This is a genomic window from Ralstonia chuxiongensis (assembly GCF_024158925.1).
Classification (GTDB): domain Bacteria; phylum Pseudomonadota; class Gammaproteobacteria; order Burkholderiales; family Burkholderiaceae; genus Ralstonia; species Ralstonia chuxiongensis.
Genome location: NZ_JAMYWC010000003.1, coordinates 37,813 through 51,709, shown reverse-complemented (window position 1 = coordinate 51,709; position 13,897 = coordinate 37,813). Strand labels below are relative to the sequence as shown.

General features: G+C 60.3%; 13 protein-coding genes. All 13 read right to left on the bottom strand.

Annotated features, from left to right (window positions below; all coding sequences use genetic code 11):
* Positions 1–726: 726 nt before the first annotated feature.
* Positions 727–1,173, bottom strand: coding sequence for a TadE/TadG family type IV pilus assembly protein (locus NKG59_RS09430; RefSeq protein ID WP_045203584.1), 447 nt, complete (start codon positions 1,171–1,173; stop codon positions 727–729).
* Entirely contained in the window at positions 1,166–1,663 is a 498-nt protein-coding gene (locus NKG59_RS09425; protein WP_045203585.1) for a TadE/TadG family type IV pilus assembly protein, read from the bottom strand. The genes NKG59_RS09430 and NKG59_RS09425 overlap by 8 nt, the downstream gene beginning before the upstream one ends.
* Before the next feature lie 9 nt (positions 1,664–1,672).
* On the bottom strand, positions 1,673–2,917 hold the full coding sequence (locus tag NKG59_RS09420) for a pilus assembly protein TadG-related protein (protein WP_253536523.1): 1,245 nt from the start codon (positions 2,915–2,917) through the stop codon (positions 1,673–1,675).
* 221 nt (positions 2,918–3,138) lie between these two features.
* Positions 3,139–3,585: a GtrA family protein gene (locus NKG59_RS09415; protein ID WP_253536522.1), complete on the bottom strand. Its 447-nt coding sequence runs from the start codon at positions 3,583–3,585 to the stop codon at positions 3,139–3,141.
* A 118-nt stretch (positions 3,586–3,703) separates the two neighbouring features.
* Entirely contained in the window at positions 3,704–4,789 is a 1,086-nt protein-coding gene (locus NKG59_RS09410) for a M48 family metallopeptidase (RefSeq protein WP_253536521.1), read from the bottom strand.
* Positions 4,790–4,815: 26 nt separating this feature from the next.
* Positions 4,816–5,889 carry a YjgN family protein gene (locus NKG59_RS09405; RefSeq protein ID WP_253536520.1) on the bottom strand — a complete coding sequence of 358 codons (1,074 nt, stop codon included), beginning with the start codon at positions 5,887–5,889 and terminating at the stop codon, positions 4,816–4,818.
* 239 nt (positions 5,890–6,128) lie between these two features.
* Complete coding sequence (gene groL, locus NKG59_RS09400; protein WP_045203590.1) at positions 6,129–7,772, bottom strand: chaperonin GroEL; 1,644 nt, start codon at positions 7,770–7,772, stop codon at positions 6,129–6,131.
* 104 nt (positions 7,773–7,876) lie between these two features.
* Positions 7,877–8,167, bottom strand: a complete 291-nt coding sequence (gene groES, locus NKG59_RS09395; RefSeq protein WP_004629730.1) for a co-chaperone GroES — start codon at positions 8,165–8,167, stop codon at positions 7,877–7,879.
* A 906-nt stretch (positions 8,168–9,073) separates the two neighbouring features.
* Positions 9,074–10,111 carry a D-cysteine desulfhydrase family protein gene (locus tag NKG59_RS09390; RefSeq protein ID WP_253536519.1) on the bottom strand — a complete coding sequence of 346 codons (1,038 nt, stop codon included), beginning with the start codon at positions 10,109–10,111 and terminating at the stop codon, positions 9,074–9,076.
* Between the two features lie 110 nt (positions 10,112–10,221).
* Positions 10,222–10,890 (bottom strand): RraA family protein, encoded by a 669-nt coding sequence (locus NKG59_RS09385; protein WP_253536518.1) that lies wholly within the window; start codon positions 10,888–10,890, stop codon positions 10,222–10,224.
* Positions 10,891–10,912: 22 nt separating this feature from the next.
* On the bottom strand, positions 10,913–12,133 hold the full coding sequence (locus NKG59_RS09380) for an aminotransferase class I/II-fold pyridoxal phosphate-dependent enzyme (RefSeq protein WP_253536517.1): 1,221 nt from the start codon (positions 12,131–12,133) through the stop codon (positions 10,913–10,915).
* Positions 12,134–12,182: 49 nt separating this feature from the next.
* Positions 12,183–12,566: a RidA family protein gene (locus NKG59_RS09375; RefSeq protein ID WP_253536516.1), complete on the bottom strand. Its 384-nt coding sequence runs from the start codon at positions 12,564–12,566 to the stop codon at positions 12,183–12,185.
* A gap of 18 nt (positions 12,567–12,584) precedes the next feature.
* On the bottom strand, positions 12,585–13,886 hold the full coding sequence (locus NKG59_RS09370; RefSeq protein WP_253536515.1) for an NAD(P)/FAD-dependent oxidoreductase: 1,302 nt from the start codon (positions 13,884–13,886) through the stop codon (positions 12,585–12,587).
* Positions 13,887–13,897 lie beyond the last annotated feature (11 nt).

Below are 13,897 nucleotides of genomic sequence, written 5' to 3'. Positions count from 1 at the left end.
ACGCGCGCCGGGCTTTTTCCTTTGTATCTTTAGCGCCTGGGGATTGGGCTTCGTGGTGCTTCGGCTTCGGCTTCGGCTTCGGCTTCGGCTTCGGCTTCGGCTTCGGGGTTGAGCTTAGTGGTTCGCCTTCCCTTCGCGCCCTGCCCGGGCGGACCTTTGTGGCCCATCCCTGTTTCATCCCCTGCCGGGGCTGACGCACTGTCTTGCCAAAGAAAGTCAGCAAAGATAGATGCGCCCGAGATGGCGACTTCCTCTTGAACTTCTGTAATCAGGGAAAGGGTGGGAATGTCGCTTCGCTCCGACAGTTTTCCCACCTTGTTCCCGGCCGCTTGCAGAAATTCGAGGCGCCATCTCGGGCAGAGAAGTCACACGCCAAACCCTCTGAACACCAGCCCAAACGACAAGGCCAACCTCACGATGGGCTGGCCTTTTTCTCTGGTGCACCGAACATGGCACCGAATCTAAGAATCCACTCAACCTACACAGCGAGCAAAGCAACGCTGAACTCTCGACGGCTTTACCGTCCCTGCCCTTGATGGCGTCTTGGATTTTTTTGCAAGGAGGAAAAAGGAACTTTCCTCAGCTCGGGCACGTCTTTCTTTGCTGACTTTCTTTGGCAAGACCAAGAGAGTGGGTCAGGCCCGGCAGGGAATGAAAAAGGGGATGAACCACCAGGCCCATCCCCCGAAAAAAATTGAACCAGACCAACACCATTAAGAGACTAACTCAAGAGCAAACACTACTGCTATTAGGATCCTGTCCCATGACCTCTCGCGGCAAGTAAGTCGAAAACCCCGGCACAGCGAGTTGAGAAAAACCAATCCAGGTAGCAGGCGAATAAGGCGCCACCGTCATACCGGTCACGCTGACTGCAACACCACCGCAGCTCGTAGCATCACAGCTGGTGCTCACCGCCCCACTGGTGTCGTACCACTGCACCGACACATTCGCAGACGTGAGCGTCGGCAGAATGGTCTGCATCTTGCTCAATACAGATGTCGAGCCCTGCCCGCAAACCACCGCCTGTCGCGCCCCCCAGCGCGTCGCTTCTCCCACGGCGTTCCAGGTGAAGAGAATGCGCCCAAAGTCGAGGATGCCAAGCAGCACCGTCAGAAAGAGCGCCACCACAATGGCGAACTCAACCGCCGTCGTACCTTTCTGATGTTTATTCATAGGACTGCCTCATGGTCACTGAGATGTTCCCAAACGGAAACGAGGTGATCGACCCGGTGCCGCCCGCATAGAAACGCAGGAACGCCATCATGTCGATCACCGGGTTGAACGTGTAGCCCGAGATCGTGACGGTGACGGTGTTGATGGCCGGGTTGGTCCCTTGTGCAATGTTGGACGTGCAGCTCGTGTTGGACGCATCGCAAATGGAAACCATGCTGGACGTCAGCCCCGGTGCCAGCGGCGCTTGCGTGCTGCCGACCGTCGGCGTGCCGTAGACCGCCAGATTTGTTGCAGTCGTATAGGAGGTCGTGTTGCCGGCGGCCTGCGTGCTCAGGTAACGGGTGGCGTCTCGTGTGGCCTTGGCCAAGGTGTTGTACGTGTAGATGGCCCGGCCGAACTCCGTTATCGCGAAGGTGATGGCAAGCAGCAGGCTGAGCATGATGGCCAGTTCGACCAGCGCCACGCCATGTTGTCGTTGTCGCGTCTTCATGGTTTGCTCCTACTGCACCAATGCCGGAACCAAGGGGCCCTTGCTGCCGCCCGCCAGGCCACTGGGTGAACACGGGCTGCTGGTGCCCCCTGCGTTGCCCAGGAACTCAAACTGCGGCGTGTTGTGGACACCGTCAATGGGCTGCAACATCAGCATGCAGGCGTAGTCGATGATCTTTGACGCGGATGAGATGACGGGTACTAGGACAACGCGCCGATTCACCCCATAGGTGGCCAAATCGCCACTGTTCCCGCTGGTGGCGAGGCTCTTGTAGCCGCCCTTGACGTTGAGCCCGGTGATCTTGTCGCCGCCGGTGACACTCGTCCCGGTATCGTCGTAGTTGGCATAGGCAAGCCGTTTGCTCTTGAAATTGGCAGCGCTCTTGTCGGAGCCCGCAGCAGGTGTGCCGCTGTAGGCGTTCTGCGGCACCGTGTTCGTCCAATTGGTCGACGTATAGGCGTAGCCCGTGAAATCCGGCTGCAGTTGCGACGCGTTTGACTTGTTCTTGTAGATGCCAAAGCGCCCGTTCCAGTTGTCGTCAACAGAGACCTTCGCACCAGGTGTCCCCAACTGATCACCGATCTTGGAATTGCAATAGCCCTGATCCATTTCGGTTTTCGTCTCGTTGGCATTGGTGGAGCCGTCGAGGTTGTACCAACCCATCTCACCCGGTGTAGTGGACCCGCCGGAGTACAGCATGCTGACCCACTCACCGATCTGGAAACCATAGTTGGGAGCCGTACCCCCGGATTTTGGGATCAGGGCCACTGGAATGGGGCACGTGCTCTGCGCATGTACACGCGTGGCCACCGCCAGCGCAGCAACGGCATTGCTGGTGGCACCACCAACGAACTTGATCAGGCGTGCCGTGATCCCGCTCGTGGTATGCGTGCACTTGACGTAGCTCGACGAACTCGACGCCACGCCGGCTGCGCTGTAGGTACCGTTCAGTGCCGTGCTGAACGTGACATCCGCGTTCGCCAACGATGCGGACGACGCTTGATAGACGACGCGGTTGGCATTGCCCGCTGTCAGCCCCGCATTCGTCGCCCGAGTCAGTGCATCCGATGCACCATCCAGTTCCTGCGCCGCTGACAAGGCACAGCTATCCACCGCTGACTGAAGCTCCGTCTTGGCCACGAACAAGCCACTCAAGTCGATGACCAGACCTGCCATTCCCAGCAACACGGCAAGGGTCAAGCCGACCATCGGGAGCACCGCCCCTCGTTCTCTCTGTTTGGTATGCGCGCGCATATGCCTTCGCCTCCGCCGGTATGAGTGGCTATCGGGCGTTGTACCGACTACCTGCCGCGGCTCGCCGGTCGCTTGCAGATTTCCCCGTCCCTTATCGTCAGTTGTAGCCGCCACAGACGCAGTCCGAAACTGGCCGTAGGTATGATTCAGCGATGAAACGCGAAGCCGCTTGGTCGCTTGCATTGCGGGAGGTTTGTGCAGGCAGCCCATGTTGCCCTCCGCTAGCGGAACGTCCAGAACCGGTGCAATAGGAAGGTGAGCGGCGGCACCACCGAAAGGATGGCAGTAAGCCCGACCCAGTAGCTCAGGCCCAACGTCTGCGCCAGCCACGAGATCGCAAGCGTCAGCGCCAAGCAGAGCAGTGAGACGGCGTAGAAGCGCAGGAAATTGGCGCGCCCCGGCTTGGCCGAGAAGCTCCACAGCGCGTTGAGCAGGTACGAGCAGACGTTGGCGCAGACGAACGCTACGCCGTTGGCCGTCACCTGGGAGGCAGAAAAACCGTTGATGAGCGTGGTGGCGATGGCAACGTGCATGCCGGTGGCCACAACACCGGAGACCCCGAAGCGGAACACGCGGGTCAACATCATGCGGTCCGGCAACCGCTGCACAAGCGTTGGCGGCAGCACACCCGCCAATGCGTTCATGACGCCCGATTCAGCGTGTCGCATGATGTCCCCCGTCCCTCTGTCACCATTCTTGGTGGCGCGAGGCAGGGGGGAAATCAATCAAACGGATGACGAAGCTGTCAGGAATTGGACGAGCGTGACGAGCGGAGTCCGTGACGCGTCAATCCGCGTCGCCGTTGTCACTGCCGCCGTGCGTGCGATCAAAGCGGCGCAGCGTGTCGATACGCTCGCGCGTCAGCGGGTGAGACGAGAAGAACGCCGAAGCATCGTCATCGCTGGCGGCGTCGCCCTTCTTGGCGGTATCGGCCTTGCGCGTGCCACCATGCGTATCTTCCAGCGCCTGCAGCACATCGGCAAACGCGCCGACAGACAAGCCGTTCTCCTGCAGCAGCAGCGCGGCATAGCGGTCGGCATCGCGCTCGTAGTCACGCGAATAGCGCAGCGTCAGCAGCGCCGCCGGCACGCCCGACAGAATCGTCGAGACATCACCAAACAACAGCGCCGCCGTTGCGCCAATGGCCGACGACTGAATCACCTGGCGCAGCCCATGGCGATATTCAACGTGGCCTGCCTCGTGCGCCAGCACACCCGTCAGGCCATCGCCCTCTCCCACCAGCTTGACGAGCGCATCGGTCACGACGATGTCGCCGCCGGGCAGCGCAAAGGCATTGGCGCCGATGTCGGCATCCCGAAAAACGATGTGATACGTGTGCGTGGCCTGCGGAGGCCTCTGCAGCGCCGCAAAGCGTGCGCGGATGCGGTCTTGCTGCGCGGCGGGCAGCTTGCTGGGCCGCAGCCAGCGCTCGTCCATTGCTTTCAGCGTGCTGCGCCCGAGCTGTGCCTCGGCGCGCTGCGGCACCATATTGGCCACCACCTTGGCACCCCACGGCAAGCCATAGCGATAGCCCAGCGCCAGCACGACCACCATGGCCAGCAACGAGCCCAGCGCCAGCTTCCAGCTGTTCTGCGCCAGCACGACCCAGCCCTCGCGGTAGCCGGTGCGATGCAGCAGCGCATTCAGCGATGCCTGCTCTGCCGGGTCGTTGATCTCGCAAAACGCGCCGTCTTCGAAGGTGATCAAGCGTGGGGCATGTTTGACGCGCTCCGACACCCGCAGCGTGGAGAGCGCCGCGCGGCGCAACGCCGTGCCCTCCGCGTCGAACAGCACCGCCTCGCCCGCCTCGACGGCAAGGCGCACGGGTTGCGCGCGCGAGGTACGGCCGTCGAAGTAGGTCGCAAGAATCACAGCGGTTGCCTTTGCCTGCAGCGCGCTTACAGCGCGATATCGATGTCGTACCAGTCCACCGTTGCGTCGCCCAGGGCGCCCACGTTGGTGGTTTCGCCGGCAACGAAGGTGTCGAGCGAACCGGCCGCGATCATCGTCACCGAGTCGAGCTTGTAGCGCGCCGTGCGCACACGTGCAAACGGCGTGAACAGGCCGACGGTGATCACGATCAGCACCGCATTCGACACGAAGATCCAGAACAGCTTGCCCGCGCCCACCTGGCTCTGGAAGCGATGCGCGCCCAGCGTGGTGTGGTTCCACACCACGTTCTGCAGGCGCGACAGGAAGTACGGCGTCAGGAACAGCATCGCGGCATACATGAACAACCCGACGAGGATGAAACCGAAGATCTGGCCCACACCCGGCGCGCTGTGCAACGACACACCCAGCAACAGCGCGAGGCAAGAGGCCACCACGATCGCCAGGATCGCCAGCCCGAAGGTGCGCAGATACACGCCGTAGAAGTTGCCCGGTGTGCCCGAGAAATCAAACGGCGCGGTACCGAAGCGCGTGTTCTTGTGCTGGAAACGCTTGAAGCGCTGGTGCGCCAGCGGTGCGAGCAGATACAGCGAGATCACGCTCAGAATCGGCCACACCAGAAACACCATGTAGCCCTCGGCATCCTTGCCCGTAAAGGCAAAGCGCAGGCCGCGGTAGCTGGAATTGGCCATGCGAAAGCGCAGCGAGCGCACGAGCAGCCACGGAAACGCAGCGGCCATCACCACAAGCAACGCCAGCCCCAGCAACGGCGACGAATGGCCCAGGAGGTTGAACGCAAGCGCCAGCACGAAAATGATCGCGCGGCCCTTGAGAATGGCGGTCGGGCTGCCGTGATAGTCGAAGCTCGAACCAGCCAGTTGCGTGTTGCGATAGAAATACTGCAGCGTGCGCACCTTCGCCCAGGCCGAGTAAATGCCCAACGTGACGATGGTCAGCAGCAGGTTGACGATCCAGATGCGGAAGTATTCGGAGCCGCTGCCGATAAAGCGCAGTCGCAGCGGTTGCGGCGCAGCCGGAGCGGGGGCGCTGCCCAGGACGGACTCGCGTGCGATGTCGTTCATCTGTTTTCCCTTCCCTGAGTTGTTGTCGTGCCCGCTTCAGGACGCTGATCGTTTATCGATACGTAACGACGCTGAGGCTCGCGGGTGGGGCCGATTGTATCCAAGCCCACTGCATTGCAGCGTTAACGCCGCCTTAACAAACCAGGTAACAAAAAACCCCGCGAGCTCGCACCCACGGGGTTTTTTGCTTGGAACAGCCATCCCGAAAGATGGCCGGGCCAGGTTGCCGAACAGGCAAATTACATCATGCCGTCCATGCCGCCCATGCCACCCATGCCGCCCGGCATTGCCGGAGCTGCATCGTCCTTCGGCAGTTCTGCCACGGCGCAATCCGTGGTCAGCATCAGCGAAGCGACCGAAGCGGCGTTCTGCAGCGCGGTGCGGGTCACCTTGGTCGGGTCCAGCACGCCCATTTCCACCAGGTCACCGTACTCGCCGGTCGAAGCGTTGTAGCCGTAGTTGCCTTGGCCGGCGATGACGTTGGCCACCACCACCGAAGCTTCGTCACCAGCGTTCGTGACGATCTGGCGCAGCGGCTCTTCCATGGCGCGCAGCACGATCTTGATACCGGCGTCTTGGTCAGCGTTGGCACCCTTCAGGCCGGAGATCAGCGCACGGGCGCGCAGCAGTGCAACACCGCCGCCAGCCACGATGCCTTCTTCCACGGCAGCGCGCGTTGCGTGCAGAGCATCTTCCACGCGGGCCTTCTTTTCCTTCATTTCGACTTCGGTGGCAGCGCCAACCTTGATCACAGCAACACCGCCGGCCAGCTTGGCCACGCGCTCTTGCAGCTTCTCACGGTCGTAGTCCGAGGTCGCTTCTTCGATCTGGGCACGCACTTGCTTCACGCGGGCTTCGATGTTGCGGGCGTCGCCTGCGCCATCGATGATCGTGGTGTTTTCTTTGCCGATTTCAACGCGCTTGGCTTGGCCCAGGTCGTTCAGCGTTGCCTTTTCCAGCGTCAGGCCGACTTCTTCAGCGATGACTTGGCCGCCCGTCAGGATGGCGATGTCTTCCAGCATGGCCTTGCGGCGGTCGCCGAAGCCCGGTGCCTTGACGGCGGCGGTCTTCAGAATGCCACGGATGTTGTTGACCACCAGCGTTGCCAGGGCTTCGCCTTCAACGTCTTCAGCGATGATCAGCAGCGGACGGCCAGCCTTGGCGACTTGTTCCAGCACCGGCAGCAGGTCGCGGATGTTGCTGACCTTCTTGTCGAACAGCAGCACGAACGGGTTGTCCAGCTGGACAACTTGCTTTTCCGGGTTGTTGATGAAGTACGGCGACAGGTAGCCGCGGTCGAACTGCATGCCTTCCACGACGTCCAGCTCGTCGGCCAGCGACTTGCCGTCTTCCACCGTGATCACGCCTTCCTTGCCGACCTTGTCCATGGCTTCAGCGATGCGCTGGCCGATGGATTCGTCGCTGTTGGCCGAGATGGCGCCAACTTGAGCGATTTCCTTGCTGGTGGTCGTCGGCTTGCTGATCTTCTTCAGCTCTTCGACGGCAGCGCCGACAGCCTTGTCGATGCCGCGCTTCAGATCCATCGGGTTCATGCCGGCGGCAACGTACTTCATGCCTTCGCGCACGATCGACTGAGCCAGCACCGTTGCGGTGGTGGTGCCGTCACCGGCGTTGTCGCTGGTCTTGGAAGCAACTTCCTTGACCATTTGCGCGCCCATGTTCTGCAGCTTGTCCTTCAGCTCGATTTCCTTGGCGACCGACACACCGTCCTTGGTCACGGTCGGGCCGCCGAAGCTGCGCTCCAGCACCACGTTACGGCCCTTCGGGCCCAGGGTCACCTTGACTGCGTTGGCGAGAATGTTCACGCCTTCGACCATCTTGGCACGTGCGGCGTCGCCGAACACTACGTCTTTAGCTGCCATCTTGAGAATCTCCGAGATCTTTGGATGTTGCCTACACCGGGGGAATCCGCCGGGCAGACAATGAGGATTGGGTTACTGGTAAGCCGATGCGACAGAGCGCCCGCTTACTTCGCCACCACGGCCATGATGTCTTCTTCGCGCATGACCAGGACTTCCTGACCATCCACCTTGACGCCTTGGCCGGCGTACTTGCCGAACAGCACGCGGTCGCCGACCTTCACGTCCAGCGCAATCGCATTGCCCTTGTCGTCTTTCTTGCCCGGACCGACGGCCAGCACTTCGCCTTGATCCGGCTTTTCAGCGGCGGCGTCAGGAATGACGATGCCCGAAGCGGTCTTCGTTTCGTTGTCCAGGCGCTTCACGATCACGCGATCATGCAAGGGACGCAGGTTCATACAAACTCCTCAATGCAAAGTGAGTGTTTATTCACAAAACGCGCCGCGGGACGCGGCGCATCGGGAAAGCATCGGGGGTGGAGGCATTGTTAGCACTCCTGCCCGGCGAGTGCTAATTATAGGGACGGGGTATTACGATTTCAAGAACGGGGGCGAGATTGCTGTTGTCGAGATTCACTCAATTTGGAACTTTGGTCACTCAATGTGGAACTCTCTGACGCAGCACGGCGCGCCAAAAACAGTAAACTCCTTATATTTCAATTAGTTAGCACACAAGAGGCGCGCCAGGGAGAGCACCATTGGTTGCGTCTCACGCGGCAAACTGCGGGGCCTTGCCGCACTAAACTCCGCTCTTCTCTCTGCAAGACGGTCCGATAGGCTTCGTCACCTACAAGAAGCAATTGCCGAGGCACAGCATGCGAGCGAGCCTCTGGTGGCCACGGGGAATCAGCGCCCCGCGAGGATCTCCAGCCTTAAGAACGCCTTGGCATGGACCTTTAGACGGCCCTCGATCAGGGGAGATACGATGTAGTAACACGTGGTCGTACCCCTCTTGATATCTCAGCTTCAACGGCTGCTTGCCACATTGAACGCGGCCCCACTCGAGTTCTCGACCTAGAACAATCCACGCAGCTTGCCAGTGTCCTGAGTACGCAGAGGCGTGCAGGCACAAGAAGGCATCCGGATATTCATCGCTCCTCCGTGCTCCTTCGCTCGCGAAGCCCTGTTCATCGAAAGCGCTCGCTCAACTCCATCAGTCACTGCAAAAAACAGCGATCGCCAGATTGGAGGGCGTACCGGGACTGCCCACGGGCGACCTGCATCTCAGCGAGGCATCGCAGGTCTGGGACATAAGACGATGACACGTGTCGGGGCCGCGGCGCCCCCTGGGTATGATCTAGGCGCTTAATTCACCGCCGCCTGGGCGCCAGACCCGACGGCGGAAAGTTCTTCCGAATAGGTAAAGATGCCCGGAGAACCACCCGTGTGAATGAACACGATGTTTTGGCCGGCCTTAAACCGATTGCGCGCCAAATCAATGACGCCGGCCATTGCCTTGCCTGTGTAGCAGGGATCAAGCAGCAGACCTTCCAACCTTGCCAAACGATCGATGGCTTCCATCGCCGGCCCAGAAGGTTGGGCATATCCCGGGCCAATATAGCTATCCAGCACTTCAATGGCCTGGCCCTGAGGGGCCGCGAGGCCAAGCATTTCTGCCGCCACCTGCACATCGTGCTCGATACGTGGCCGCAATTCCTCTACGGTTCGGTTGATCGTGAGCCCAATGATTGGGAAACGAGTACCGTGGAAAAGATTTCCCAGATGAAGACCGCTTTGAATGCAGCCGGAGCCGGAGGCACAAACGACCGCGTCTACGTTGACGCCGTGGGCTGCGGCTTGATCTCGCAACTCCTCCACCAAGCCAAGGTACCCGATCGCGCCGAATGGAGAATAGCCTCCGCCGGGAATGACGAACGGTTTCTTGCCCTGAGCAACTAGGTCCGCTGCTACCCTCTGCATGACCGGATCCAAGGCTGCCAGCGAAGAAGCGTCGGCATAGACGATCTTGGCACCCAGCACCCGGTTGAGCAACATGTTGCCTTGGTAGCCAACGTCTGCCGCCGTACCCTCAGTAGGCTTTCGTAGCACAAGGACGGTGTCCAGGCCGAGTTTGTTGGCGGCAGCCGCTGTTAGACGCACGTGATTCGAGGTCGTTGGGCCGCAGGTAATGACTGTATCTGCACCACTTTCCAATGCCTGCCCGAGCAACGTCCCAAGCGCTCTGGTCTTGGACCCTCCCATGGCGACTCCTGTCATGTCGTCGCGCTTGACCCAAATTCGCGGGCCTGCGATTTCCGCAGACAGGTGCGTCAACTCTTCTAGCGGAGTCGGATAATGTCCGATGGGCGCAATAGGGAATTTGTGCTGCTGAGAGGAAGACATGTGAGCATGCAGGGAGGAGAGTGCAGCCCTCCTAGCCCTAACGGCAGTCGAGCTTTGATTCGCTGAGAGCTACCGCCCAGATGATGCAAGGGCGGTAGCAAAGACTCGCTTTAGAGCGTGGGCAGACCGGCTTGCTTCAGTGCGTCATCCAGCCACGGCGACACTAAGATGCCCGCTTCGATCTCGTCGATACGCTGCTTCTCGGCGGCGACCTTCTTCGCAGCCGCATCGAGAACTGCTTCGATTTCGTTGCGAGGGATGACCACCACGCCATCAACGTCACCGACGATAAGATCGCCCGGATTGACCGCAACACCGCCGACTGAAACCGGAATGCTGAGCTTGCCCGGCAAGCCCTTCGTCGGACCGCACGGGTTAGTGCCGGCCGCGAAGATCGGAAAATCCCCGTGTGCAAGCGAATCCGTGTCGCGCGATGCCGCATCGACCACAAAACCACCCAGCTTGGCCGCGACCGCCTGTGTGACCATCAAGTCGCCGAACAATGCGCAGGTGTCATCCGCCTTGCCATCCACCACAATGATGTCACCGGGCTTAGCTACGGCTAGGGCCACGTGGAACATCAAATTGTCGCCTGGGCGTACCTCAACCGTGAACGCAGGACCGCAAATCGACATGGCCGGATTCAGAGCGCGAATTCGAGAGTTCATCGTGCCGCGGCGGCCGGCAACATCGCACAGAATGGCAGCCGGAAATTGCTTGGCGCGGTCGAGTTGGTGTTGCGGAATGCGCTCGAATTCCGCGAAGGACTGGTAGCTCATTTTGCGCACCTTGAGGTGACTGTTATCGGGATTTCAGTTGGGAGACGGCCGCAGCGATCGCATTGCATCCACGGTCAATCTCGCTCAGTGATGTTGCGAACGAGAAACGCAGGTAAGGCGACAGGCCATACGAGCTGCCATCGATGGTCACCACGCCTGCCTGCTCACGAAGGAATGCGGCGACGTCAACGTCTGTCTGGAACGGCTTGCCGTCGGGCATCGACCGACCAATCAGGCCCGCCACGGAGGCGAACACGTAGAACGCACCATCGGGCATGTCGCACTGGAAACCGTCGATGGCATTGAGCCGCTCAACCATGCGGTTGCGACGCTCTTCGAACATCTTCGTCGCCTCAGCAACGCAGGCTTGCGAGCCGTTCAAGGCGACGGTCGCAGCCGCCTGGGCGGCCGAAGTAGCACAAGTAGTGCTCTGCGTAATCAGCAAAGTGATCGCCTTAATCAGCTTTGCCGGGCCAGCCCCGTAACCAATTCGCCAGCCGGTCATGGCGTGTGACTTTGACAAACCGTTGACCACCAACGTCCGCGAGCGCAACTCGGGCGTCGTGTTAAGCAAACACACATGACGAGCCGAGCCATAGACAAAGTGCTCGTAGATTTCATCCGTCATGACATGGACGTGTGGATGCTTGACCAGAACCTCGCCCAGGGCTCGCAACTCCTCCTCGGAATACACGGCACCTGTCGGATTATTCGGAGAGTTCAGAACCACCCATCTTGTCTTTGCGGTGATGGCCTGCTCAAGGGCCTGCGCCGTGATCTTGAAGCCGTTCTCGGCCGGGCAATCTACGATCTTGGGCACGCCGCCATTGATCAGCGCCATCTCCGGGTACGACACCCAGTACGGCGCAGGAATCACAACTTCATCGCCTTCATTTAGCGAAGCCATGAACGCGTTAAAGATGATGTGCTTCGCACCGCTACCGACCACGATCTCATTGGTCTCATACGACAGTTGGTTCTCACGCAGCAACTTCTTGGCAATAGCGTCACGAAGCTCAGCCGTTCCTGCCGAAGCGGTGTAACGCGTGTGTCCCGCTTCCAGGGCCCTTACACCCGCCTCGACAATATGGGCCGGCGTCGGGAAGTCAGGCTCGCCTACGGTGAAGTCAATGATTTCGCGTCCTGCCGCACGCATTGCGTCTGCGCGGGCCTTTGCAGCGATGCTGGCGGACGGTTTAACCGCGGCAAGGCGCGTTGCGACGATTTCGGTCTGATTGCTCATGGGAGTCTCTATTGCGTAGGGGTGTCGTCAGAAGAGCGACCGGTTTCTGTCAGTTCTCGGAAGTGCGCGGGGCCCAGCAGGTAACTTCGATCTCGACGTCTACGTCCTGAGACAACTTCGCCTCTACGGTGCTGCGCACCGGCAGGTTGGTATCGAAATACGAGCGGTACACCTCGTTGAACGGACCCATCAGCTTGATATCGGAGAGCCAAACGGTCGCGCGGATCACGCTTTCCAGCCCCACGCCATGCTCTGCAAGGCTCGCCGTAATTGCGTCCAACACGTTCTTGGTTTGCTCGCGAATGTCCCCACGCAGCGGAGTCAAGTCGGCGTTCTTTGGGGTCTGTCCAGACAAGAACAGAAAATCACCGGCACGGACTGCCTTCGAGAGCGGTGCAGTCAGTGGCGAAGGAAAGCGAATGAGATCGTTCATATTTGCCCTTGTGTTGGCTTACAGCGCATTCGTGGCGCGAGGTTGTTTCGAGCTGAAGTACCCTCGCTCGAAACGCATCAAATCGAAGGGGGTTAAGTCGATGGGAGCCGCAGCGCGCTGAAGCTGAGCGGAGACGCACTTTGCGGTCACTGCGGACAACGTCAACCCGTTGTGTGCATGTCCAAACGCGTAGTGGAGGCCTGGCTGACCGGGGACGGTTCCGATCGCAGGTAATCCGTCGGGCAACGAGGGGCGCACGCCCATCCATGGCTTCGCCCCCGTTTCATCAATAGGAGCGAGGTACTGGCGTGCCAACCGCAGGAGCATTTCCGCTCGTTGCATGTTGGGCGGCGCGTCGGCAGAGGCAAACTCTGCCGTGCCGGCGAGTCGAAGTCCTTCGTCCATGGGAGTCGCCGCAAAGTGCGGTTCGCCGAATACCACCGGTCGCTTCAGGCTCAGCCCGGCGTTAGGCAGCATCAGGTGGTACCCGCGCTCGGACGCAATCGGGATGCTCTTGAAATGGGAATGGAGAAGCTCCTCACTCCAAAACCCTGCACACACGACCACGTTTGCAAAGCGTCGGTCTTCGATGGCACCTCTCACGATCACACCACCGTCAGATTGCGACGAAACTCCGTTCACCTGGTCCCGTACAACCTCGCCACCATTGCGAACGAGATGCTCGGCGTAAATCAGCCCCAGGCGGCGAGGGTTACTGCACCGCCCGGAGTTCTCGAAGAACAAGCCGCCAACTATCTCGCGCGACAACGCGGGTTCGAGCGCCTGGATTGCTGCGTCCGACAGTCTATGGACCTGAATTCCATGCCGATGCCACACGTTGAGCAATTCGCACTTCTTGTCGAGCGCTTGGGCATTCTTGAATGCCACCAGCCCTCCGTCACGGGACAACAACTGCGCGGCGCCGGCATAGGTCGCCAGGGTCTCGATCATCGCGTAAGCCTGTACCGTCATGCTCGCCAACGTTCTGGTCACCATTGCGCGCACATCTCCCTTAACTACAGAGAGCGCATGCCGGCCCCAGGACATCATCTTCGGCGCGTACGCGGGCCGGATGACAAGAGGGCCATCGTTCGCCAGGAGGAGCTTCGGCAGTTGGAGCAGCATGTCCGGAGCTGCCGGCGGAAAGATATTTGCCTCCGACAGGTAGCCTGCATTGCCGGCCGAACACGCCTGCATTGGCTCATCGCGATCGATGACAGTGACTCTGTAGCCATCTCGCTGTAACTGAACAGCAACCGAGAGGCCGACAATGCCCGCACCGATTACGCCAACTGTCGTTGGCTCGGCTATGGAGTTCATGATCGTACGGG